23 protein-coding genes are annotated in these 22,946 nt (G+C 69.7%); 21 read left to right on the plus strand and 2 right to left on the minus strand.

Annotated features, from left to right (window positions below; translation table 11 throughout):
* The first annotated feature begins 73 nt into the window (after positions 1-73).
* The 6 genes from lysA to prfA all read left to right on the plus strand — a co-directional run bounded on the left by lysA (position 74) and on the right by prfA (position 8,618).
* A complete protein-coding gene (lysA, locus tag BJ963_RS01940; protein WP_179454226.1) occupies positions 74-1,531 on the plus strand; it encodes a diaminopimelate decarboxylase in 1,458 nt (485 codons plus the stop codon).
* Entirely contained in the window at positions 1,528-2,898 is a 1,371-nt protein-coding gene (locus tag BJ963_RS01945; protein ID WP_179454228.1) for a homoserine dehydrogenase, read from the plus strand. The genes lysA and BJ963_RS01945 overlap by 4 nt, the downstream gene beginning before the upstream one ends.
* Positions 2,898-4,022 carry a threonine synthase gene (thrC, locus tag BJ963_RS01950; RefSeq protein WP_179454231.1) on the plus strand — a complete coding sequence of 375 codons (1,125 nt, stop codon included), beginning with the start codon at positions 2,898-2,900 and terminating at the stop codon, positions 4,020-4,022. The genes BJ963_RS01945 and thrC overlap by 1 nt, the downstream gene beginning before the upstream one ends.
* Entirely contained in the window at positions 4,019-4,987 is a 969-nt protein-coding gene (gene thrB / locus BJ963_RS01955) for a homoserine kinase (RefSeq protein WP_089912609.1), read from the plus strand. The genes thrC and thrB overlap by 4 nt, the downstream gene beginning before the upstream one ends.
* A 250-nt stretch (positions 4,988-5,237) precedes the next feature.
* Positions 5,238-7,451 (plus strand): transcription termination factor Rho, encoded by a 2,214-nt coding sequence (gene rho, locus BJ963_RS01960; protein ID WP_179454233.1) that lies wholly within the window; start codon positions 5,238-5,240, stop codon positions 7,449-7,451.
* 90 nt (positions 7,452-7,541) lie between these two features.
* Positions 7,542-8,618, plus strand: coding sequence for a peptide chain release factor 1 (prfA, locus tag BJ963_RS01965; RefSeq protein ID WP_179454235.1), 1,077 nt, complete (start codon positions 7,542-7,544; stop codon positions 8,616-8,618).
* A gap of 102 nt (positions 8,619-8,720) precedes the next feature.
* Here the strand turns inward: prfA and prmC are convergent, their stop codons facing one another.
* Positions 8,721-9,617 (minus strand): peptide chain release factor N(5)-glutamine methyltransferase, encoded by an 897-nt coding sequence (gene prmC / locus BJ963_RS01970; RefSeq protein ID WP_179454237.1) that lies wholly within the window; start codon positions 9,615-9,617, stop codon positions 8,721-8,723.
* 101 nt (positions 9,618-9,718) lie between these two features.
* Here prmC and cysK point away from each other — a divergent pair, with 101 nt between their 5' ends.
* A complete protein-coding gene (gene cysK, locus BJ963_RS01975) occupies positions 9,719-10,657 on the plus strand; it encodes a cysteine synthase A (protein ID WP_179454239.1) in 939 nt (312 codons plus the stop codon).
* Positions 10,658-10,662: 5 nt separating this feature from the next.
* Entirely contained in the window at positions 10,663-11,232 is a 570-nt protein-coding gene (gene epsC / locus BJ963_RS01980) for a serine O-acetyltransferase EpsC (RefSeq protein ID WP_179454241.1), read from the plus strand.
* 96 nt (positions 11,233-11,328) lie between these two features.
* Here the strand turns inward: epsC and BJ963_RS01985 are convergent, their stop codons facing one another.
* A complete protein-coding gene (locus BJ963_RS01985) occupies positions 11,329-11,955 on the minus strand; it encodes an HAD family hydrolase (RefSeq protein WP_179454243.1) in 627 nt (208 codons plus the stop codon).
* Positions 11,956-12,014: 59 nt separating this feature from the next.
* Between BJ963_RS01985 and BJ963_RS01990 the strand changes: the two genes are divergently transcribed.
* The 13 genes from BJ963_RS01990 (at position 12,015) to BJ963_RS02050 (ending at position 22,813) form a co-directional block, all read left to right on the plus strand.
* Positions 12,015-12,725, plus strand: a complete 711-nt coding sequence (locus tag BJ963_RS01990; RefSeq protein WP_179454245.1) for an L-threonylcarbamoyladenylate synthase — start codon at positions 12,015-12,017, stop codon at positions 12,723-12,725.
* Positions 12,722-13,963, plus strand: coding sequence for an MraY family glycosyltransferase (locus BJ963_RS01995; RefSeq protein WP_179454247.1), 1,242 nt, complete (start codon positions 12,722-12,724; stop codon positions 13,961-13,963). The genes BJ963_RS01990 and BJ963_RS01995 overlap by 4 nt, the downstream gene beginning before the upstream one ends.
* Complete coding sequence (locus BJ963_RS02000; RefSeq protein ID WP_089912586.1) at positions 13,960-14,454, plus strand: Cg1360 family ATP-synthase-associated protein; 495 nt, start codon at positions 13,960-13,962, stop codon at positions 14,452-14,454. The genes BJ963_RS01995 and BJ963_RS02000 overlap by 4 nt, the downstream gene beginning before the upstream one ends.
* 176 nt (positions 14,455-14,630) lie before the next feature.
* Positions 14,631-15,428 (plus strand): F0F1 ATP synthase subunit A, encoded by a 798-nt coding sequence (gene atpB, locus BJ963_RS02005; RefSeq protein ID WP_089912583.1) that lies wholly within the window; start codon positions 14,631-14,633, stop codon positions 15,426-15,428.
* Positions 15,429-15,477: 49 nt separating this feature from the next.
* The gene (gene atpE, locus BJ963_RS02010; protein ID WP_018190348.1) at positions 15,478-15,699 is read left to right on the plus strand and encodes an ATP synthase F0 subunit C; all 222 of its coding nucleotides are present in this window, start codon (positions 15,478-15,480) and stop codon (positions 15,697-15,699) included.
* A 28-nt stretch (positions 15,700-15,727) separates the two neighbouring features.
* Complete coding sequence (locus BJ963_RS02015; RefSeq protein ID WP_089912580.1) at positions 15,728-16,300, plus strand: F0F1 ATP synthase subunit B; 573 nt, start codon at positions 15,728-15,730, stop codon at positions 16,298-16,300.
* A complete protein-coding gene (locus BJ963_RS02020) occupies positions 16,300-17,091 on the plus strand; it encodes a F0F1 ATP synthase subunit delta (RefSeq protein ID WP_179454249.1) in 792 nt (263 codons plus the stop codon). Before BJ963_RS02015 ends, BJ963_RS02020 begins: the two co-directional genes overlap by 1 nt.
* A gap of 22 nt (positions 17,092-17,113) precedes the next feature.
* Positions 17,114-18,751 (plus strand): F0F1 ATP synthase subunit alpha, encoded by a 1,638-nt coding sequence (gene atpA, locus BJ963_RS02025; RefSeq protein ID WP_089912572.1) that lies wholly within the window; start codon positions 17,114-17,116, stop codon positions 18,749-18,751.
* A 37-nt stretch (positions 18,752-18,788) separates the two neighbouring features.
* The gene (locus BJ963_RS02030) at positions 18,789-19,688 is read left to right on the plus strand and encodes a F0F1 ATP synthase subunit gamma (protein ID WP_018190352.1); all 900 of its coding nucleotides are present in this window, start codon (positions 18,789-18,791) and stop codon (positions 19,686-19,688) included.
* 25 nt (positions 19,689-19,713) lie between these two features.
* Positions 19,714-21,177, plus strand: coding sequence for a F0F1 ATP synthase subunit beta (gene atpD, locus BJ963_RS02035; RefSeq protein ID WP_089912569.1), 1,464 nt, complete (start codon positions 19,714-19,716; stop codon positions 21,175-21,177).
* 2 nt (positions 21,178-21,179) lie between these two features.
* Positions 21,180-21,440: a F0F1 ATP synthase subunit epsilon gene (locus BJ963_RS02040; RefSeq protein WP_018190354.1), complete on the plus strand. Its 261-nt coding sequence runs from the start codon at positions 21,180-21,182 to the stop codon at positions 21,438-21,440.
* Position 21,441: 1 nt separating this feature from the next.
* Positions 21,442-22,002 (plus strand): P-loop nucleotide/nucleoside kinase family protein, encoded by a 561-nt coding sequence (locus BJ963_RS02045; protein ID WP_089912567.1) that lies wholly within the window; start codon positions 21,442-21,444, stop codon positions 22,000-22,002.
* Between the two features lies 1 nt (position 22,003).
* Positions 22,004-22,813, plus strand: a complete 810-nt coding sequence (locus BJ963_RS02050) for a peroxide stress protein YaaA (protein ID WP_179454251.1) — start codon at positions 22,004-22,006, stop codon at positions 22,811-22,813.
* Positions 22,814-22,946 lie beyond the last annotated feature (133 nt).

A 22,946-nucleotide genomic window follows, 5' to 3' on the forward strand; every position in this document is an offset into this window, starting at 1 on the left:
CACCGGCTTCAGGGGCCAACCCGGGTCCGCTCGCCTAGGAGACCCCCACTCGTCGCCACCCGTGAGGTTCCCTATGGCTGATTCCGTCGCTGCGTCCAACCCGCTCGCCCCGCCGTGGCTGCACGTGCCGGTGGATGCGAACGCCCTCGCCGCGGGCCTCTGGTCGCGCACGGCCGATCGCGCCGGCGGAGAGCTCGTCGTCGGCGGTGTGACCGCGACCGCACTCGCCGCGCGCTTCGGCACGCCGCTGTACGTGGTCGACGAGGAGGACGCCCGGGCGCGCGCCGTCGAGGTGCGCGAGGCGTTCGACCGCGCCTTCGCCGAGATCGGGACGGCCGCCAAGGTCTACTACGCCGGCAAGGCGTTCCTCAGCGTCGAGGTGGCGCGGTGGATGTCGGAGGCGGGTCTCAACATCGACGTCTGCAGCGGAGGCGAGCTGGCGGTCGCCCTGGCCGCCGGCGTCGACCCGGAGCGGGTCGGCTTCCACGGCAACAACAAGTCGCTCGCCGAGATCGACCAGGCCGTCGCGGCCGGCATCGGCGCCATCATCATCGACAGCGTGCAGGAGATCGGCCGGGTCGCCGCCGCCGCGGAGCGCCACGGCGTGCGCCAGAGCATCCGGCTGCGGGTCAACAGCGGCGTCCACGCCCACACCCACGCGTTCCTCGCCACCGCCCACGAGGACCAGAAGTTCGGGATCGCCCTGGAGCACGCCGCCGAGGCGGTCGCGCTGATCCGCTCCCACGCCTCCCTCGCCTTCCGTGGCCTGCACTGCCACATCGGCTCGCAGATCTTCGGCGCCGACGGGTTCGCGGAGTCCGCCGCCCGCCTCCTCACCCTCCACAAGGAGCTGCTGGCCGGCGGCGACGTGCCCGAGCTGAACCTCGGCGGCGGATTCGGCATCGCGTACACGTCCGCCGACGATCCCGCGCCGATCGGCGAGCTCGCCCGCCGCATCGCCGAGACCGTCGCCGCGGGATGCGAGGAGCTCGACATCCCGACTCCGGTCGTTGCATTCGAGCCGGGCCGGTCGATCATCGGGACCGCCGGGCTCACCCTCTACACGGTGGGCACGACGAAGGACGTCCCCGTCGCCTTCCAGGACGACGGCGAGACCGCGGTCCGCCGCTACGTCAGCGTCGACGGCGGGATGAGCGACAACGCCCGTCCCGCGCTCTACGGCGCCGACTACTCGGCCAGGATCGCGAACCGCGTCTCGCCGACCGCGCCCGCCCTCGTCCGGGTCGCCGGCAAGCACTGCGAGAGCGGCGACATCGTCGTCGACGCCGAGTACCTCCCGGCCGACGTCGAGCCGGGCGACCTGCTCGCGGTCCCGGCGACGGGCGCATACTGCTGGGCGCTGTCCAGCAACTACAACCACATCGGGCGGCCGGCGGTCGTCGCGGTGCGCGACGGGGAGGCCAGGGTGATCGTCCGCGGCGAGACCATCGACGACCTCCTCGCGCGGGACGCCGGCTACACGGCGCCCGCATCCACCCTCTCCGCGTCGAAGGAGCGCAGCCAGGCATGATCGAGTACCGCAACCTCCGCGTCGCCCTGCTCGGGGCCGGCTCCGTCGGATCGCAGGTGGCCCGCCTGCTGCTCTCGCAGGGCGACGAGTTCGCCTCCCGCATCGGCGCCCGCCTCGAGCTGGTCGGCATCGCCGTCCGCGACGTGGATGCGCCGCGCGACACCGAGCTGCCGCGCGAGCTCTTCACCACCGACGCCTCCTCGCTGATCCTCGGCGCCGACATCGTCGTGGAGCTGATGGGCGGCATCGAGCCGGCCCGCGGCTACGTGCTGGAGGCGCTGAACTCCGGTGCCGACGTCATCACGGCCAACAAGGCCCTGCTGGCCACGCACGGGCCGGAGCTGTTCGACGCCGCAGAGCAGGTCGGCGCGCAGCTCTACTACGAGGCGGCCGTCGCCGGAGCGATCCCGATCATCCGCCCGCTGCGCGACAGCCTCGCCGGCGACCGCATCAACCGCATCCTCGGCATCGTCAACGGCACGACGAACTTCGTGCTCGACCGCATGGACGTCAACGGAGAGACGCTCCAGGACGCGCTGGCGACGGCCACCGACCGCGGCTACGCCGAGGCCGACCCGACCGCCGACATCGGCGGGTACGACGCCGCGCAGAAGGCGGCGATCCTGGCGAGCCTGGCGTTCCACACCGTCGTGCCTCTCGACCGCGTCTACCGCGAGGGCATCACCGGCGTCACCAAGGCGCAGGTGGATGCGGCGCGCGAGGCCGGCGCTGTCATCAAGCTGCTGGCGATCTGCGAGCGCATGACCGATCCCGAGACGGGGGAGGAGGGCGTCTCCGCCCGCGTCTACCCCGCCCTCATCAGCCGGGACCATCCTCTCGCCGCCGTGCACGGCGCCCACAACGCAGTCTTCGTGCAGGCCGCCGCCGCCGGGGACCTCATGTTCTACGGCGCGGGGGCCGGGGGAGTCGAGACGGCGTCCGCCGTGCTCGGCGACGTCGTGTCGGCCGCCCGGCGGCACGTGGTCGGCGGCCCGGGCGTCGCCGAGTCCACGCACGCCGACCTGCCGGTGCTCGACATCGGCCGCGTCGTGACTCGGTACCAGATCACGCTCGACGTCGAGGACCAGCCCGGCGTGCTCGCCGCGGTGGCCCGCATCCTCAGTGACGGCGGGGTCAGCGTCGAGACCGTGCAGCAGTCCGTGCCGAGCACGACGGGGCCCGTCGTGATCGCCGGAGCGGCGCCCGCGGCGGCCGGGCCGATTCACGGCGGCGGGACGGCCACCGCTACCCTGGTGATCGGCACCCACGAAGCCGAGGAGGCCGCGCTCGCGGCCACCGTCGAGGCTCTCGCGGCGAGCGACGTCGTGATCGCCATCTCTTCCGTTCTCCGAGTCGAAGGATCGTAATGCCCCAGCCCAAGGCCTACAGTCGTCAGTGGCGCGGCGTCCTCCGCGAGTACGCGGACCGCCTGAACATCTCCGACGCCACTCCGATCGTCACGCTGGGCGAGGGCGGAACCCCGCTCATCCCCGCCCCGGCGCTCTCCGCGCGGACGGGCGCGGACGTGTACGTGAAGTTCGAGGGCATGAACCCGACCGGGTCCTTCAAAGACCGCGGCATGACCATGGCGATCTCGAAGGCCGTCGAGCACGGTGCGAAGGCGGTCATCTGCGCCTCCACCGGCAACACCTCGGCATCGGCCGCCGCCTACGCGACGCACGCGGGCATCCAGGCCGTCGTGCTCGTGCCCGAGGGCAAGATCGCGATGGGCAAGCTCAGCCAGGCGATCGCGCACAACGCTCAGCTGCTGCAGGTGCAGGGCAACTTCGACGACTGTCTCGACATCGCGCGCGAGCTGGCCACGAACTACCCGGTGCACCTGGTGAACTCGGTGAACCCGGACCGCATCGAGGGGCAGAAGACCGCCGCCTTCGAGGTCGTGGAGGCGCTGGGCGACGCCCCGGACTTCCACCTGGTCCCGGTCGGCAACGCCGGCAACTACACCGCATACCACCGCGGGTACAGCGAGGAGCTGCAGCGCGGCGAGGCGACCAAGCTGCCGCGGATGTTCGGCTTCCAGGCGTCGGGGAGCGCTCCGATCGTCCTCGGCCACGCCGTGAAGGACCCCGACACGATCGCCACCGCGATCCGCATCGGCAACCCGGCGTCGTGGGAGCTCGCTCTGAACGCCCGCGACGACAGCGACGGCTGGTTCGGCGCGATCGACGACGCCAAGATCCTCGAGGCGCACCGCATCCTGTCCGCCGAGGTCGGCATCTTCGTCGAGCCCGCGTCCGCCATCAGCGTCGCCGGGCTCCTGGAGCGCTCGGAGGCCGGCATGATCCCGGCCGGAGCGACCGTCGTCCTCACCGTCACGGGCCACGGCCTGAAGGACCCGCAGTGGGCCCTTCGCACGGCCGACGGGTCCGATGTCCAGCCCACCGTCGTCCCGGTCGACACGACCGCCATCGCCGACGTGCTCGGCCTGGCGCCCGCCGGGCAGACCTCCGCCGCCGAGGCGACCGCGTGACCACGCCCGACCTCCGCGGCCGGACCGTCGCGGTCAAGGTGCCGGCGACGAGCGCCAACCTCGGCCCGGGATTCGACACGCTCGGGCTCGCTCTCGCGCTGTACGACGAGCTCGAGGTCTCCGTCCGCGACGAGCCCGGCGCGACCGTCGAGGTCACCGGTGTCGGCGAGGGCGAGGTGGCGACCGACGAGAGCAACCTCGTCGTCCGCGCCATCGCGCACACCTTCGAGGCGGTCGGCGTCCCGCTGCCCGGCCTGAACCTGCGGGCGCGCAACAGCATCCCGCACGGGCGGGGGCTCGGCTCCTCCGGCGCGGCCATCGTCTCGGGCATCATGGCCGCGAAGGGCCTGCTCGACGGCGTCGTCGACCTGGATGCGCAGACCCTGCTGGCCCTCGCGAACGACATGGAGGGGCACCCGGACAACGTGGCTCCGGCTCTGTTCGGCGGCCTCACCATCGCCTGGGTCACCCCGGAGGGCCCGCGCTTCAAGAAGCTGATCGTGCACCGTGGCGTCTCTCCGCTCGTGCTCGTCCCCGAGACGGTGATGTCCACGGCGCTCGCCCGCAGCCTCCAGCCGCAGTCGGTGCCCCACGAGGACGCCGTCTTCAACGTCTCCCGCTCCGCCCTGCTCGTCGCGGCCCTCATCCAGAGCCCCGAGCTGCTGCACGCGGCGACCGAGGACAAGCTCCACCAGAGCTACCGCGCCTCGGCCATGCCGGAGACCGACCGGCTGATCACGCTGCTGCGCGAGAACGGCTTCGCCGCTGTCGTGTCGGGCGCGGGTCCGTCCATCCTCGTTCTCGGGAGCGACCCGAGCCAGCGGCTGGCCGCTGCGCGCCTCGTCGAGGAGTCCGCGGAGACCCGCTGGCAGCCGCTCATGCTCGCGGTCGACTTCAAGGGCGCGACGGTCAGCCGGGTCGCCGACGAGTCCGGCGCGACGCGGACGGACACGCCAGCGGCCTAGGTCCGATGGCCCCACCGCGAGGTGGTAAACTGCAGTCGCACCCGTGAAGAACCCGCGTCACGAGCGAATTCCGCTTCCGGGTGATCTCCTAGCAATCATGCCGTCACTCCTGCCTGCCTTCCCGGTTCCCCCTTCACGGAGAATTCGGGCGGCGACGTAGCGCGGATCCGAACGCAGCACGTTCCCGGCAGTTCATGTGACGAAGCTTCAGACGGCGCGTAAGGCGCGCCGGGGGAAAGGATCCTCTTCCGTGACTGATGTCGAACTCCACGCCGGGGGCGTGGACACCAGCGACCTGACCGCGCTCAAGGTGGCAGAGCTGCAAGCTCTCGCCGCCGGGCTCGGGCTCCAGGGCGCAACCCGGCTCCGCAAGGGCGAGCTGGTCGAGGCGATCGCCGCCGCGCGCGCGGCCTCCGCTCCGGCCGACGCCCTCGAGCTTCCCGAGACCGAGGAGGTCGTGGCCGAGCCGGCCGCCGCCTCCCAGGTGCTCACCGAGCCGCTCATCGCTGAGCCGCTCGTCGCAGAGACCGCCGGCGCGCAGCGCGTCGAGCCGACCGTCGGCGACCCCGTGCTTCCGCAGGCGGACGCCGGCGAGCAGACCAGCGGCTCGCGCCGCCGCGGCTCGCGCCGCGTGAGCAGCCCGGATGGCACCGGAATCGCTGCGGGCACCGGCGTCGCCGCCGGATCGCACGTCAACTCCGGCGCGACGGGCGTCGAGTCGCTCATCCCCGATGTGGATGCGCTGCTCGACTCCGCTCTCGCCTCCCGCGAGCAGGCGCGCGGCCAGAACGGCCAGGACGAGCAGGCCAACGGCCAGAACCAGGGCGGCGGACGCCGCCGCCGCGGTCGTGGCCAGGGTGGCCAGAACGGCGACCAGGGCGCCGACCAGAACCGCGACGGCCAGCAGCGCGACGGCCAGAACCGCGACGGCCAGCAGCCGCAGGCCGAGCAGGACCAGCTGGGCGACGCCCAGCAGGTCGACGGCCAGCAGGGCGAGCAGGGCGACAACGCCGGTGAGCAGCAGGGCCAGGGCCGCAACCGCCGCAACCGCAACCGCAACAAGAACAGCGGCCAGCAGAACGAGCAGGGCCAGGCGCAGGGCCAGAACCAGCCGAAGGACCTGCAGCAGGGCGGCCAGCAGGGCGACGGCCAGCAGAACCGCGGCCAGAACGCCCAGCAGCAGGCCGAGGGCGAGCGTGCCGGCCGCTACCGCGACCGCAATCGCAAGCGCCGCGGCGGCGCCCCGGGCGACGAGTTCGAGCCGGAGCTGGCCGACGACGATGTGCTCATCCCCGTCGCCGGAATCCTCGACGTGCTCGACAACTACGCGTTCGTCCGGACGACCGGGTACCTCCCGGGCGCCAGCGACGTGTACGTCTCGCTCGGTCAGGTCAAGAAGTACAACCTCCGCAAGGGCGACGCCGTCGTCGGCGCGATCCGCCAGCCGCGCGAGGGCGAGAACAACAGCCGCCAGAAGTACAACGCGCTGGTGAAGGTCGACTCGATCAACGGGCAGACCCCGGACGAGGCCGCCACCCGCGTCGAGTTCGGCAAGCTGACTCCGCTCTACCCGCAGGAGCGCCTGCGCCTGGAGACCGAGCCCAGCAAGGTCACCCAGCGGATCATCGACCTGGTCGCCCCGATCGGCAAGGGCCAGCGCGGTCTCATCGTCGCGCCGCCGAAGGCCGGCAAGACCATCGTGATGCAGCAGATCGCCAACGCGATCACCGCCAACAACCCTGAGGTCCACCTCATGGTCGTCCTGGTGGACGAGCGTCCGGAAGAGGTCACCGACATGCAGCGCACGGTGAAGGGCGAGGTCATCGCCTCCACCTTCGACCGTCCGGCGGAGGACCACACCACGGTCGCCGAGCTGGCGATCGAGCGGGCGAAGCGTCTCGTCGAGCTGGGCCACGACGTCGTCGTGCTGCTCGACTCGATCACCCGCCTCGGCCGCGCGTACAACCTGACGGCTCCGGCCTCCGGCCGCATCCTCTCCGGTGGTGTCGACGCCTCGGCGCTGTACCCGCCGAAGCGGTTCTTCGGCGCAGCGCGCAACATCGAGCACGGCGGCTCGCTCACCATCCTCGCCTCGGCCCTGGTCGAGACGGGCTCCAAGATGGACGAGGTCATCTTCGAGGAGTTCAAGGGCACGGGCAACATGGAGCTCCGCCTGTCGCGCCAGCTGGCCGACAAGCGCATCTTCCCGGCCGTGGACGTGAACGCCTCCGGCACCCGCCGCGAAGAGATGCTCATGGGCCAGGACGAGGTCAAGATCACCTGGAAGCTGCGCCGCGCCCTCGCCGGGCTCGACCAGCAGCAGGCGCTCGAGATCGTGCTCGGCCGCCTCAAGGAGACCTCGAGCAACGTCGAGTTCCTGATGCAGGTGCAGAAGTCGATGCCCGCGCCGGCCAACGGCCACGGCAACGCGCACTCGCACGGCCACGAGAACGACCACCGCTAGCTGCGATCAGCGCCCGCCCGCCGTGCCACCGTGCACGGAGGGCGGGCGCTTCGTCGTTCCCTGGCCGCATCCCTCGAGAAAGAAGACCCCATGTTCGAATCGGTGAACAGCCTCATCGCCGAGCACGACGACCTCCAGCGTCAGCTCTCCGACCCGGAGCTGCACAGCGACCCGGTCCGCTCCAAGCGCGTCAACCGCCGCTACGCCGAGCTGAGCCGCATCGTCGCCGCGTACAACGAGTGGAAGCAGCTCACCGACGACCTGGAGGCCGCCCGCGAGCTGGCGACCGAGGACGCGGCGTTCGCCGAGGAGGTCCCCGGGCTCGAACAGAGCGTGGCGGAGTCCGAGGAGAAGCTGCGCCGCCTCCTCATCCCGCGCGACCCCAACGACAGCCGCGATGTGATCATGGAGATCAAGATGGGCGAGGGCGGCGCCGAGTCGGCCCTCTTCGCCGGCGACCTGCTGCGCATGTACCTGCACTACGCGGACTCGAAGCGGTGGAAGGCCGAGATCATCGAGCAGACCTCCAGCGACCTCGGCGGCATCAAGGACGTCCAGGTCGCCTTCAAGGGCAGCTCGAGCGATCCAGCGGAGGGGGTCTGGGCGCACCTGAAGTACGAGGGCGGCGTGCACCGCGTGCAGCGCGTGCCGGCGACCGAGTCGCAGGGCCGCATCCACACGTCCGCCGCCGGCGTGCTCGTCTTCCCGGAGGTGGACGAGCCGGAGGAGGTCGAGATCAACCCGAACGACCTCAAGATCGACGTGTTCCGGTCGTCCGGTCCGGGCGGCCAGTCGGTCAACACGACCGACTCGGCGGTGCGGATCACGCACGTCCCGACCGGGATCGTCGTCTCGATGCAGAACGAGAAGAGCCAGCTGCAGAACCGCGAGGCCGCGATGCGCGTGCTGCGCGCCCGGCTGCTCGCCCGGCAGCAGGAGGAAGCGGACGCGGAGGCGGCCGTGTTCCGCAAGGGCCAGATCCGCACGATGGACCGCTCCGAGCGCATCCGCACGTACAACTTCCCGGAGAACCGGATCGCGGACCACCGCACCGGCTACAAGGCCTACAACCTCGACGCGGTGATGAACGGAGCCCTCGACCCGGTCATCGAGTCGAACATCCAGCTCGACGAAGAAACCCGCCTCGCCGACCTAACTCACGACTGACCGCCCCCCACCCCCACCCCCACCCCCACCGTCGAGTCCGCAAACTTTGCACGCCGTCGGCACGTTCAGCGTGCAAAGATCGCGTACTCGACGGCGTCGGCGCTAGCGGAGGGCGGTCGTGGCGCGGTCGCGCGTCGTGAGGTCGCGGTGCGTGGCGGCGGCGCGCCAGCCGTCGGCGGTGAGGAGGTCGCGGATCGCCGCGCCCTGCAGCTCGCCGTGCTCCAGCACGAGCGTGCCGCCGGGGTGGAGCAGGCGCCGGGCCACCCGGGAGATCGTGCGCACCACATCCAGCCCGTCCGGTCCGCCGTAGAGCGCGGCGTGCGGGTCGTGGAGACGGACCTCGGGGTCGCGCGGGATGGCGTCGTCCGGCACATACGGCGGGTTCGAGATGACGACGTCCACCGTCCCGTCGAGCTGTGGGAGCGCGTCGGCGAGGTCGATGAAGACCGGCGTCAGGTTCGTCGCGCCCACCTCGTCGATGTTCCTGCGCGCCCAGATGAACGCCTCCGGCGAGTTCTCGACGGCGTAGACGCGTGCGTGCGGCACCTCCGTGGCGAGAGCCAGAGCGATGGCGCCGCTCCCGGTGCCCAGGTCGACGGCGACCGGCTCGGGCGAGGCGACCGCGCGAAGCGCGTCGATCGCGAACTGCGCCACCTGCTCCGTCTCCGGACGCGGTACGAAGACGCCCGGCCCGACGGTGAGCTCGAGCGACCGGAACGGGGCGCGCCCCGTGATGTGCTGCAAAGGCTCGCGGGCGGCGCGGCGCTCCACGAGCGACCGCAGGACGCCGGCATCCTCGGCGGAGAGCGTCTCGTCCATCACCACGAGCGCCTGCACCCGACCGCGGCCGACGCCGAGCACGTGGCCGATCAGGAGCTCGGCGTCCACCTCCGGGTCGGGGACGCTCGCCCGCGCCAGCACGGCGACGGCGTCCTCGCGCAGGGAGCGGACGGAGGCAGCGCCGGGGGATGCGCCGGAAGCGGGGGTGGTGGGGGTCATCGCCAGAAGAGCCTAGCGCCTGACGCACGCCGTCTAGAGTGGAGACGCGATCACGCATCCCCCTGTCGTCATCCACCGTACGAGAGCACGAGGAAGAGACCATGTCAGGTCACATCTACGAGAACGTCACCCAGGCGGTCGGACGCACGCCGCTCGTCCGCCTCAACCGGCTGACCGAGGGCGTCGACGCGACGGTGCTGGCGAAGCTGGAGTTCTACAACCCGGCCGGCAGCGTCAAAGACCGCATCGGCGTCGCGATCGTCGACGCCGCCGAGAAGGCGGGCGCTCTCGCCCCGGGCGGCACCATCGTCGAGGCCACCAGCGGCAACACCGGCATCGCGCTCGCCATGGTCGGCGCGGCGCGCGGCTATAAGGTCATCCTCGCCATGCCGGAGACCGCGAGCAAGGAGCGCCGCGTGCTCCTGCGCGCGTTCGGCGCCGAGGTCGTGCTGACCCCTGGCCCCGATGGGATGCGCGGAGCGGTCGAGACCGCCCAGGAGATCGTCGCCACGACCGACAACGCCATCTGGGCGCGGCAGTTCGCCAACGAGGCCAACCCGGCCATCCACCGCGCCACGACGGCGGAGGAGATCTGGGAGGACACCGACGGCGGCGTCGACATCTTCGTCGCGGGCGTCGGGACCGGCGGCACGATCACGGGCGTCGGCCAGGTGCTGAAGGAGCGCAAGCCCGGTGTGACGGTGGTCGCCGTCGAGCCGCTCGACTCGCCCATCCTGAACGGCGGAAAGCCCGGTCCGCACAAGATCCAGGGGATCGGCGCGAACTTCGTGCCGGAGATCCTCGACACCACGGTCTACGACGAGGTGGTCGACGTCTCCTTCGATGACGCCCTCGACGTGGCCAAGCGCCTCGCCAGCGAGGAGGGCATCCTCGCCGGCATCTCGTCCGGGGCCATCGTCTGGGCGGCGCTGCAGCTCGCCAAGCGGCCCGAGAACGCCGGCAAGACCATCGTCGCGATCGTCTGCGACACCGGGGAGCGGTACATCTCGACGCCGCTCTGGGCCGACCTGCTGGACTGAACGGGGTGCCGATCTTCCGAGCGCGCGAGGACATCCGCAACGCGCGCAGGCACGACCCGGCGGCCCGCACCGCCTTTGAAGTCGCCACCGCGTACTCCGGGCTGCACGCCATCTGGTCGTACCGGGTGGCGCACCGGATGTGGCGGTCGGGGCTGCGAACGCCCGCCCGCCTGCTGTCGCAGTTCACCCGCTTCCTGACCGGCATCGAGATCCACCCGGGCGCGCGCATCGGCCGCCGCTTCTTCATCGATCACGGGATGGGCGTGGTGATCGGCGAGACCACCTGGGTCGGCGACGACGTCATGCTCTATCACGGCGTCACGCTGGGCGGCCGGGGGAGCGGGCACGGCAAGCGGCACCCCACCGTCGAGGACGGCGTGATCGTCGGAGCGGGAGCCAAGGTGCTCGGCGCGATCACCATCGGAGCGCACTCGGTCATCGGCGCGAACGCGGTCGTGACGCGGGATGCTCCGCCCGACTCCCTGCTCGTCGGCGTGCCCGCGCATCCTCGCCCGCGCTCCGGTCATGAGCAGATCGCCGGCGACGACTGGATCGACCCCGCCATCTACATCTGACCCGCCCCACCGTCGAGTCCGCGATTCTTGCACGCTCCGACGGCGTGTCGTGTGCAAAGTTTGCGGACTCGACGGTGGGGGACCGGGGAAAGGGGGTCAGCGGGCGGCGAAGGCGTGGAGGGCGTCGAGCATGCCGTCGGTGTCGAAGGTGCCGTCGTCGCGCTTCACGAAGTGGAAGGCGTGCATCCCGCAGGCGCGGGCACCCTCGACGTTGGCGATCGAGTCGTCGAAGAGGATGGCGTCCTCCGGCCGCACGCCGAACCGCCCGAGCGCCCTGGTGTAGATCCGGCGCTCCGGCTTCCGCGCGCCGAGCACGGCCGACACCAGGTCGTTGTCCTGCAGCACGTCGACGATCTCGGGCGTCAGAACCGGGAGCGAGTCCTTGAACGGGATGGGGTTGTTCGACAGCAGCGACACCGTCCCCAGCGTCGCGGCCTCGTGCAGCGCCGCGATCGCCCCGGGGACGGGCGTCATCGCCGCCTTGCGCGCCTCCTGCCACTGCGCGAGCGTCAGCCGGGCTCCGGTGACCTCGGCGAACGCCTCCAGGTACTCCTCGCTGGTGGAGTACTCGCCGATCTCGGCGGCGCGCTCGTGGCCGCCCGCCCACCAGCTCGACGCGAGCCGGTACTGGCTCACACCGCCCAGCTCCGCGAGCTTGGGCAGCCGCTTGTGGAAGTCGTAGTCGTAGAGCGTCTTGTCGCAGTCGAAGAAGTAGACGTCCATCCCCTCCAGTATCGTCCTCCCAGTCTGTGTGTCCGCGCCCCGGCTATCATTGAGCCGTCATGGCTCCCATCTACGACTGCTCCGTCGACTCCGAGCTGCTCACCGGTATGCGCCTCGCACGGGCTGCGATCGGGCGCGGCGAACTCGTCGTCATCCCCACCGACACGGTGTACGGGGTGGCCGCCGACGCCTTCAGCCCCGCCGCCGTCCAGCGGCTGCTCGATGCGAAGGGACGCGGGCGGCAGTCGCCGCCTCCCGTGCTGGTCCCCGGCATCCCGACGCTCGCCGCCCTCGCCGAGCGGGTGCCGGACGAGGTGGATGCGCTGGTCCAGGCGTTCTGGCCGGGCGGCCTCACGATCGTCCTGCCCGCGTCGCCATCCCTCGTCTGGGACCTCGGCGAGACGAAGGGCACGGTCGCCCTCCGCATGCCGAAGGACACGATCGCGCTCGAGCTGCTGTCCGAGACCGGCCCGCTCGCCGTGTCGTCCGCGAATCTGACCGGCCGCCCGGCCGCGCGCACCGCCGCCGAGGCCGAAGCCATGCTGGGCGACGCGATCTCCGTCTACCTCGACGGGGGAGAGGCCGGCTCCGCCTACGAGCGCATCGAGGGCAAGGACTCGTCGTCGACGATCGTGGACGCGACGGCCCTGGCCGCCGGCGTCGGGGGTCTGCGCATGCTGCGTCACGGCGTCATCTCGGCCGAGCAGCTGCGCGAGGTCGTCGGCGACGTGCTGGACGAGCCGGCGGCCGCTGCGGACGCCGCCCCGTGACTCTCCTCCTCGCCCTCGCTCTGATCTCGGCCGTCATCACGTTCGGGATGTCGTTCGTCGTCTACAAGCTGGCGATGCGGTACCGCCTGTACCCGAAGATCCGGGCACGCGATGTGCACACCCGGCCGACGCCCCGCCTCGGCGGTGTGGCGATGTTCCTCGGCATCCTGGTGGCGTTCGGCGTCTCGTGGCTGCTGTCGAGCCAGTTCGGCGTCCTGACGCTGATCTTCTCCGACCAGGGCCCGATCCTCGCGATCCTGGGCGCATCCCTGCTCATCGTCGTGCTCGGCGTCGTCGACGACATCTGGGACCTCGACTGGATGACGAAGCTGGCCGGGCAGTTCGTGGCCGCGGGACTCGTCGCCTGGCTCGGCGTGCAGATCTACTCGCTGCCGATCGGCGGCCTCACGGTGGGCTCGCCGGTGATGTCGATCATCATCACCCTCTTCGCCATCGTGCTGGTGATGAACGCGATCAACTTCATCGACGGCCTGGACGGCCTGGTCGCGGGGGTCGCACTCATCGCGAACGGCACGTTCCTCGTCTACACGTACCTCCTGCAGCGCGAGATCAGCCCGCAGAACTACTTCAGCCTGGCCGGCGTCATCGCCGCCATCCTGGTCGGGGCGTGCGCCGGGTTCCTGCCGCTCAACTGGCATCCGGCGAAGATGTTCATGGGGGATGCGGGCGCCCTGCTGATCGGTCTGCTGATGGCGACGTCGGCGATCTCGGTGACGGGGACCATCAACCCGCAGGACCTGCTGACGCTCGGCCGGTCGTCGCTCGTCCCGGCGTTCATCCCGATCATCCTGCCGTTCGCGGTGCTCATCATCCCGCTGCTCGACTTCGGGCTCGCCGTCATCCGGCGCCTGCGGGCCGGGAAGTCGCCGTTCAGCGCCGACCGCAAGCACCTGCACCATCGCCTGCTCGACATGGGTCATACCCACCTGCACGCTGTCCTCATCTTCTACGCGTGGACTGCCGTGCTGTCGATCGGCTGCCTGCTGTTCTTCTTCGACCCGTATTGGATGGCGATCGTCTTCGTCGCGATCGGGCTCGTCGTCTGCACCGCCTTCACGCTCGCTCCGTTGAGCCGCAGGAAGGCGAACGAGGCGGTCGCCGAGCTCGCCCCCGCCGGCAGCCGCGAAGCCGCGGAGACGGCCCGCTTCGACCAGCTCGATGCGGCGAGCGAAGGCGCCTCCGCATCCCCGACCCCCCTGACCGAGGAGACCCGATGACCGACCAGCAGGACGGGGCCACCGCCCCGCGGCCGGCCCAGCCGCCCGCCCAGCCGACCTCGACGCCCGTGCTGCGGGACGTGCTCAAGTACGGCCTGATCCTGGCCGCGGTGATCGCGGTCGCCGGGATGCTGCTCGGCGGTCTCTTCGCGGGCTGGGTCGGCGTCACCAGCGCCCTGATCGGCACGGCCATGGCGGCGGTGTTCCTCTCGATCACCGCGCTGAGCATCCTGATCGCCAACCGCTTCATCGGCACCGATCTCTTCGTCGGGCTGTTCTTCGGCATCGTCCTCGGCGGCTGGATCCTCAAGTTCGTGCTGTTCCTGGTGCTCGCGATCCTGCTGCGCGACCAGCCCTGGATCAACCCGGTTGTGCTGTTCCTCAGCCTCATCGCCGGCGTGATCGGATCGCTCGTCGTTGACATGATCGTGGTCTTCCGCTCCCGCGTGCCCTACGTCAGCGACGTGACGCTGCCGGGGGAGAAGCGCTGACCCGTATCCAATTCGTTATGGGCTGAAAACTCTTGTAGAGTTATCAGCGATCCCCACCCCGTTCGCGCCCGAGAAACCCTGAGGTCGCGAGAAGTGCAGGGTGTCCCACCGTTCGTCGTCGCGAGAGCTCCCAGCTCGACGCCCCGAAACAGGAGATAGCGCTGTTAGCTAACGCTGTGAACCTGCTGGTCCAGGCCGCAAGCTCCGATGATGGAAGCTTCCAGGGTCCCTCGATCAACGAGTTCTTCCCCCCGACCCTGTTCACGATCGGTGACCTCGAGTTCAACCGTATCTTCGTCGTCCGCGTCCTCGCGACGCTCGCGCTGATCCTCATCTTCTGGCTCGGCACGCGCCGGATGCGCCTGATCCCCGGCCGCTTCCAGTCGGTCGTCGAGATGGGTCTCGACTTCGTGCGCGTCAACATCGCGGAAGACCTGCTCGGCAAGAAGGACGGCCGCCGGTTCCTCCCGCTGCTGACCACCATCTTCTTCATGGTGCTGTTCTTCAACATCACCGGAATCATCCCGTTCCTCAACATCGCGGGCACCTCGGTCATCGCCGTCCCGCTGCTCCTCGCGATCGTCGCGTACATCGCCTTCATCTACGCGGGCGTCAAGAAGAGCCCGAAGAACTTCTTCAAGAACGCGCTCTTCCCGCCCGGCGTCCCGTGGTTCCTCTACATCATCGTGACGCCGATCGAGTTCGTCTCGACCTTCATCCTGCGGCCGATCACGCTGACGCTGCGACTCCTCATGAACATGGTCGTCGGGCACCTCCTGCTCGTCCTGTTCTTCCTCGCGACGGAGTTCTTCTTCTTCACCGCGGGCGGCTGGTGGTCGCTGTTCGGCGTCGGCACCTTCGCCTTCGGCTTCGCTTTCACCGTCTTCGAGATCCTGGTCGCAGTCCTGCAGGCCTACGTCTTCGCACTGCTCACCGCTGTCTACATCCAGCTGGCAGTCGCCGAGGAACACTAAGAACGATCCGCGCACCCGCACGGATCGCCATCACGGAAGGAAACACAACGTGGACATCGCTGCAATCAACGGCAACATCGCCACCGTCGGTTACGGCCTCGCCGCCATCGGCCCGGCCATCGGCGTGGGCATCGTCGTCGGCAAGACCATCGAGGGCGTCGCCCGTCAGCCCGAGCTGGCCGGCCGTCTCCAGGTCCTGATGTACATCGGTATCGCGTTCACCGAGGCGCTCGCGTTCATCGGTATCGCTACCTACTTCATCTTCCAGTAATCCTCTTTTCCCTCAGTAAGGAGGAACCATGCTCAAGAGTGTGGTGATCGCAGCCTCAGAGGGGTCGCACAACCCGCTGATCCCGGAGTGGCCGGACATCATCGGCGCGCTTCTCTGCTTCCTGATCATCCTGTTCTTCTTCTGGAAGCTCGTGCTTCCGCGCATGAAGAAGCTGCTGGATGAGCGCGCAGAGGCGATCGAGGGCAACATCGAGAAGGCCGACGAGGCGCAGCGCAAGGCCGAGGCCCTGCTGGAGGAGTACACCGCCCAGCTCGCCGAGGCGCGTGCGGAGGCGGGCAAGATCCGCGAGACCGCCCGCGTCGACGGCCAGAAGATCGTCGCGGAGGCCCGCGAGGCCGCCGCGACGGAGGCCGCGCGCGTGACCGCCCAGGCGCAGGCGCAGCTCGAGGCGGAGCGTCAGACGGCGCTCGTCCAGCTGCGCAGCGAGGTCGGTTCGCTGGCGATCGACCTGGCGTCGACCGTCGTGCGCGAGGCCCTCGACGAGGACAAGCGTGCACAGGCGATCGTGGACCGCTTCCTGGCGGACCTCGAGGCCGACGAGAAGGCTCAGGCCGACCAGAAGGCAGGATCGGGCAACTGATGGGAAGCGCCACCAGAGAAGCGTTGGCCCGATCCGTCTCGGCTCTCGCCGACCTCGGGTCCACGGCCGATCTGGCGACGGCCGAGGACCTGTTCAGTGCAGGGCGAGTCGTCGCGGACTCGGCCCAGCTCCGAGCCGTCCTCGGCGACCCCACGGTCTCGGCCGAGGGCAAGACGGCGCTCGTGAAGCGCGTCTTCCGCTCGCTCTCGGCTCCGGCCGTCGGACTGCTCACCGTCATCGCCGCCCAGCGCTGGTCGTCTCACGACGACCTGCTCGGCGCGATCGAGGAGCTCGGGATCCGTGCCATCGCAGGCTCTGCACCGCGGAACGTCGACATCGTCGCCGAGCTGCTGACCTTCGGAGGCGCCGTGACCTCCGACGCGCGCCTCGAGCTCGCGCTGCGCAGCAAGCTCGCATCGCCCGACTCCAAGGTCGCACTCGTCGAGCGGCTGCTCGACGGGAAGGCGTCGAAGGAGACCGTCGCCATCGTGCGCCAGCTCGTCGCGCAGCCCCGCGGCCGCAGCGTCCGCGAGTCGCTCCGGGCGGCCGCGCGCATGGTGGCCGCGCAGTCGGGCCAGACGATCGCGACGGTCTACGCCGCGTCCCCGCTGCCCGCGGCCCAGGCCGAGCGCCTGCGCACGGTTCTCAGCGCCTCCTACGGCGACCTCAGGATCAACCAGGTCGTCGACCCCTCGATCATCGGCGGATTGCGGGTGCAGATCGGTGACGACGTCATCGATGGAAGCATCGCGTCGCGTCTGGCCGAACTCCGGCTTCAGCTGGCGGGCTGACCGCCTCAAGATAGGAATCACAATGGCAGACACACAGATCAGCCCCGACGACATCCGCGACGCGCTCAAGGACTTCGTCACCACATACGAGCCGGCGTCCGCACAGGCCACCGAGATCGGCCACGTGATCGACGCCTCCGACGGCATCGCGCACGTCGAGGGCCTCCCGAGCGTGATGGCCAACGAGCTCATCCGCTTCGCCGACGGCACCCTGGGCCTCGCCCAGAACCTCGACGAGAACGAGGTCGGCGTGGTCGTGCTCGGCGAGTTCGACCACATCGTCGAGGGCATGGAGGTGACCCGCACCGGCGAGGTCCTCTCCGTCCCGGTCGGCGACGGCTACCTCGGCCGCGTGGTCGACCCGCTCGGCAACCCGATCGACGGCCTCGGCGAGATCGCCAGCGAGGGCCGCCGCGAGCTCGAGCTCCAGGCGCCCGGCGTCATGCAGCGCAAGTCGGTGCACGAGCCGCTGCAGACCGGCATCAAGGCCATCGACGCGATGATCCCGGTCGGCCGCGGTCAGCGCCAGCTGATCATCGGCGACCGCCAGACCGGTAAGACGGCCATCGCGATCGACACGATCATCAACCAGAAGGCCAACTGGGAGTCCGGCGACGTCAACAAGCAGGTCCGCTGCATCTACGTCGCCATCGGTCAGAAGGGCTCGACCATCGCCTCGGTGAAGGGCGCGCTCGAGGACGCCGGCGCGATGGAGTACACCACCATCGTCGCGGCCCCCGCCTCCGACCCGGCCGGCTTCAAGTACCTCGCCCCCTACACCGGCTCGGCCATCGGCCAGCACTGGATGTACGGCGGCAAGCACGTCCTCATCGTCTTCGACGACCTGTCCAAGCAGGCCGAGGCCTACCGCGCCGTGTCGCTCCTCCTCCGTCGTCCGCCAGGACGCGAGGCCTACCCGGGTGACGTCTTCTACCTGCACTCCCGCCTGCTGGAGCGTTGCGCGAAGCTCTCCGACGAGCTGGGCGCCGGCTCGATGACCGGTCTGCCGATCATCGAGACGAAGGCGAACGACGTCTCCGCGTACATCCCGACCAACGTGATCTCGATCACCGACGGCCAGATCTTCCTGCAGTCCGACCTCTTCAACGCCAACCAGCGCCCCGCGGTCGATGTCGGCATCTCGGTCTCGCGAGTCGGCGGCGACGCGCAGGTGAAGTCCATCAAGAAGGTCTCCGGCACGCTCAAGCTCGAGCTGGCGCAGTACCGCTCGCTCGAGGCGTTCGCGATGTTCGCGTCCGACCTCGACGCGGCGAGCCGCCGTCAGCTGGCGCGCGGCGCCCGCCTCACCGAGCTGCTCAAGCAGCCGCAGTACTCGCCGTTCCCGGTGGAGGAGCAGGTCGTCTCGATCTGGGCCGGCACCAACGGCAAGCTGGACGAGGTCGCCGTCGAGGACGTCCTGCGCTTCGAGGCCGAGCTGCTCGACCACCTGCGCCGCAACACCGACATCCTCGACACGTTGCGCGACACCAACGTCCTCGACGACGACACGGTGGCGAAGCTCGACTCCGAGGTGGACAAATTCAAGCTCGAGTTCCAGACCGGCGAGGGCAAGCCGCTCGCCTCGGTCGGACGCGAGGAGTTCCAGGCCATCGACGAGGACGAGGTCGACCAGGAGCGCATCGTCAAGGCCCGGCGCTGAGCGCTGAGCCCACGAGAGACTAGATACTAGGAGAGACATGGGAGCACAGCTTCGGGTCTACCGGCAGAAGATCAGATCTGCCCAGACGACCAAGAAGATCACCCGTGCGATGGAGCTGATCTCCGCCTCCCGCATCCAGAAGGCGCAGGCGCGGGTCGCCGCGAGCTCGCCGTACGCCCGCGCCATCACGCGCGCGGTGTCGGCGGTGGCGACGTACTCGAACGTCGACCACGTCCTGACCACCGAGCCGGAGAAGATCGAGCGCGCCGCGATCGTCATCTTCTCCTCCGATCGCGGCCTCGCCGGCGCGTTCAACTCGAACGTGCTCAAGGAGTCCGAGAAGCTCGCGGAGCTGCTGCGCAGCCAGGGCAAGGAGGTCGTGTACTTCCTCGTCGGCCGCAAGGCGCAGGGCTACTTCAGCTTTCGCCGCCGTGCGTTCGAGCGGGTGTGGACCGGCAACACGGATGCCCCGGAGTTCGAGCAGGCCAAGGAGATCGCCGACGCGATCCTGGAGTCCTTCCTGCGCGATGCGTCCGACGGTGGTGTGGACGAGATCCACATCATCTACAACCGCTTCATCAGCATGCTGACCCAGGAGCCGCAGGTCGTCCGCCTGCTTCCCCTGGAGGTCGTCGAGGGCGTGGAGGAGCCGGACCGCACGCAGGTCCTTCCCCTCTACGAGTTCGAGCCGGATGTGGGGACGGTGCTCGACTCGCTGCTCCCCGTCTACATCGAGAGCCGCATCTTCAACGCGATGCTGCAGTCGGCCGCCTCCAAGCACGCCGCGACGCAGAAGGCCATGAAGGCTGCGAGCGACAACGCCGACAAGCTCATCACCGACTACACGCGTCTGGCCAACAACGCCCGTCAGGCGGAGATCACCCAGCAGATCTCCGAGATCGTCGGCGGCGCGGATGCGCTGAGCTCGTCCCACTGATCGTCCAACGAGAGAGATAACAATCATGACTACCGCTACCGCCGAAGCCCAGGCTTCGACCGCGCAGCCGGCCGGTGTGGGACGAATTGCCCGCGTGACCGGTCCGGTCGTCGACATCGAGTTCCCGCACGATGCGATCCCGGGCATCTACAACGCCCTGAAGACCACGATCACGATCGGCGAGCAGTCGACCGAGATCACGCTCGAGGTCGCCCAGCACCTCGGCGACGACCTGGTGCGCGCGATCGCGCTGAAGCCGACCGACGGCCTGGTCCGCGGCGGCGAGGTGCGCGACACCGGTGCCCCGATCAGCGTGCCCGTGGGCGACGTGACCAAGGGCAAGGTGTTCAACGTCACCGGTGACATCCTGAACCTCGAGCCGGGCGAGAAGGTCGAGATCACCGAGCGCTGGCCCATCCATCGCAACCCGCCGGCGTTCGACCAGCTCGAGTCCAAGACCCAGCTGTTCGAGACCGGCATCAAGGTCATCGACCTGCTCACCCCGTACGTGCAGGGTGGAAAGATCGGTCTCTTCGGCGGCGCCGGTGTCGGCAAGACCGTCCTCATCCAGGAGATGATCCAGCGCGTGGCGCAGGATCACGGTGGTGTGTCGGTGTTCGCCGGTGTCGGCGAGCGCACCCGTGAGGGCAACGACCTCATCCACGAGATGGAGGAGGCGGGCGTCTTCGACAAGACCGCGCTCGTCTTCGGCCAGATGGACGAGCCGCCGGGGACGCGTCTGCGCGTCGCCCTGTCCGCCCTGACGATGGCGGAGTACTTCCGCGACGTGCAGAACCAGGACGTGCTGCTCTTCATCGACAACATCTTCCGGTTCACGCAGGCCGGTTCCGAGGTGTCCACGCTGCTCGGCCGCATGCCGTCCGCGGTGGGCTACCAGCCGAACCTCGCCGACGAGATGGGTCAGCTCCAGGAGCGCATCACCTCGACCCGCGGCCACTCGATCACCTCGCTGCAGGCGATCTACGTTCCGGCCGACGACTACACCGACCCGGCGCCGGCGACCACGTTCGCCCACCTGGACGCCACGACCGAGCTCTCCCGTGAGATCGCGTCGAAGGGTCTGTACCCGGCGGTCGACCCGCTGACCTCGACCTCGCGCATCCTCGACCCCCGCTACCTGGGTGAGGACCACTACCGCGTGGCCACGACCGTCAAGCAGATCCTCCAGAAGAACAAGGAGCTGCAGGAGATCATCGCGATCCTCGGTGTCGACGAGCTGTCGGAGGAGGACAAGATCACGGTGTCGCGTGCGCGCCGGATCCAGCAGTTCCTCTCGCAGAACACCTACATGGCGAAGAAGTTCACCGGTGTCGAGGGTTCCACGGTTCCGCTGAAGGACACCATCGAGTCGTTCGACGCGATCGCCAAGGGCGAGTTCGACCACGTGGCCGAGCAGGCCTTCTTCAACGTCGGACCGATCTCCGACGTGGAAGAGAAGTGGGCGCAGATCCAGAAGGAGAACGGCTAACAATGGCTGTCCTCAACGTCAGCGTCGTCGCCGCCGACCACGAAGTGTGGTCGGGTGAGGCGAGCATGGTCGTGGCGCGCACCGTGGAAGGGCAGATCGGTATCCTGCCCGGCCACGAGCCGCTGCTGGCCATCCTCGCGCAGGGCGAGGTGCGCGTGACCCTGAACGGGGGCGAGTCGATCACGGCGAACGCCGATGACGGCTTCCTCTCCGTCGAGAACAACACGGTCACCATCGTGGCCCGTCAGGCTGAGCTGGTCTGACATGTCCGGGCAGCAGGGAGCCCCGCTGGAGCGCCAGTTCGGAGACGTCCGCGTCCCGATGCTGGTGGCGATGGCGGGGCTTCCCGGTTCCGGGAAGTCCACCATCGCGGAGATCCTGGCCGGGCGCATGGGCGCGACGGTGATCTCGGTGGACCCGATCGAGGCGTCGATCATCCGTGCGGGGATCGATTCCGACCAGCCGACCGGGCTCGCGGCCTATCTGGTGGCCGAGACGATGGCCGAGCAGGTGCTGCTCTCCGGCCACTCGGTCGTCGTCGACGCCGTGAACGCCGTGGAGCCGGCGCGCCTGCAGTGGCGCGACCTGGCGGAGCGGTGCGACGTGAAGCTCCGTGTGATCGAGACGGTGTGCTCCGACCCCGACCTCCACGAGGAGCGCCTCGGCAAGCGCAGCGGGCTCGTCGCCGCGTACGCCGTCGAGCAGAGCACCGACGAGTACGACGAGTGGCGCGGTGCCTGCGGCACCCTGCCTCGCGTGACGCTCGACACGGCAGCGCCGCTCGGCGAGAACGTGAACACGGCCCTCGCCTTCGTGGAGGGCTAGCGTGCTCATCCTGCTCCCGCCCTCCGAGACCAAGAGGGACGGGGGAGCGGGGTCTCCGCTCGCCCTGGAGCGCCTGCGCTTCCCCTCGCTGAATGCGGTCCGCCGCGAGGTCGTGGATGCGGTCGTCGAGCTGGCGGCGGATCACGATGCTGCCATCCGCGCGCTCAAGCTCGGGCCGAAGCAGGCCGGCGAGGTGGAGCGCAACCGCGGCATCCCGACGGCCCCGACCATGCGGGCGCTCGAGCGGTACACCGGTGTGCTGTACGACGCCCTGGATGCGGGCTCGCTCTCTTCGGCGGACTGGGAGGTGGCCGCCGAGTCGGTCGCTGTGCAGTCGGCACTGCTCGGTCTGGTGGGCGCGGGCGACCCGGTGCCCGCGTACCGGCTGTCGTTCGATTCGCGACTCTCGGTGCACCGCGGCGCGGCGTCGCTCAAGAAGCGCTGGGCGCAGGCCGGCGCTGCGGCGCTGGCCGAGAGGGACGACCTGCTGCTCGATCTCCGCTCCGAAGGGTATGCGGCGCTGGCGCCGTTGCCGAAGCGCGACGGCGCACACTACGTGCGTGTCCTGGCCCGCGACGAGTCGGGCCATGTCCGCGCGTTGAATCACTTCAACAAGCAGGCGAAGGGCCTGCTCACCCGGGCGCTCATCGAGGCGGGGGCGGGCTTCCCGACCACAGCGGCACTGCTGGACTGGGCGGAGGCCGAGGGGTACGAGCTCCGGCCGGCGGCGGGCGCATCTCGCGACCTGGAGCTCGTCGTGCCGGAGGTGCGCGGCGCGCCCGGCAACCTCATGGCGACGCTGCGGGTCTGAGGCGGCGCTGCGGGTCTGAGGCGCTGCTGCGGGTGTGAGGCGCTGCTGCGGGTGTGGCGCGCCGCTCCCGGGCAACTCCCAGTGGTGCAGGAGTGAAAAGTGAGATAAGCTCACCACAAGAGAGAGGATCACT

The organism is Leifsonia soli (assembly GCF_013408745.1).
Classification (GTDB): Bacteria; Actinomycetota; Actinomycetes; order Actinomycetales; family Microbacteriaceae; genus Leifsonia; species Leifsonia soli.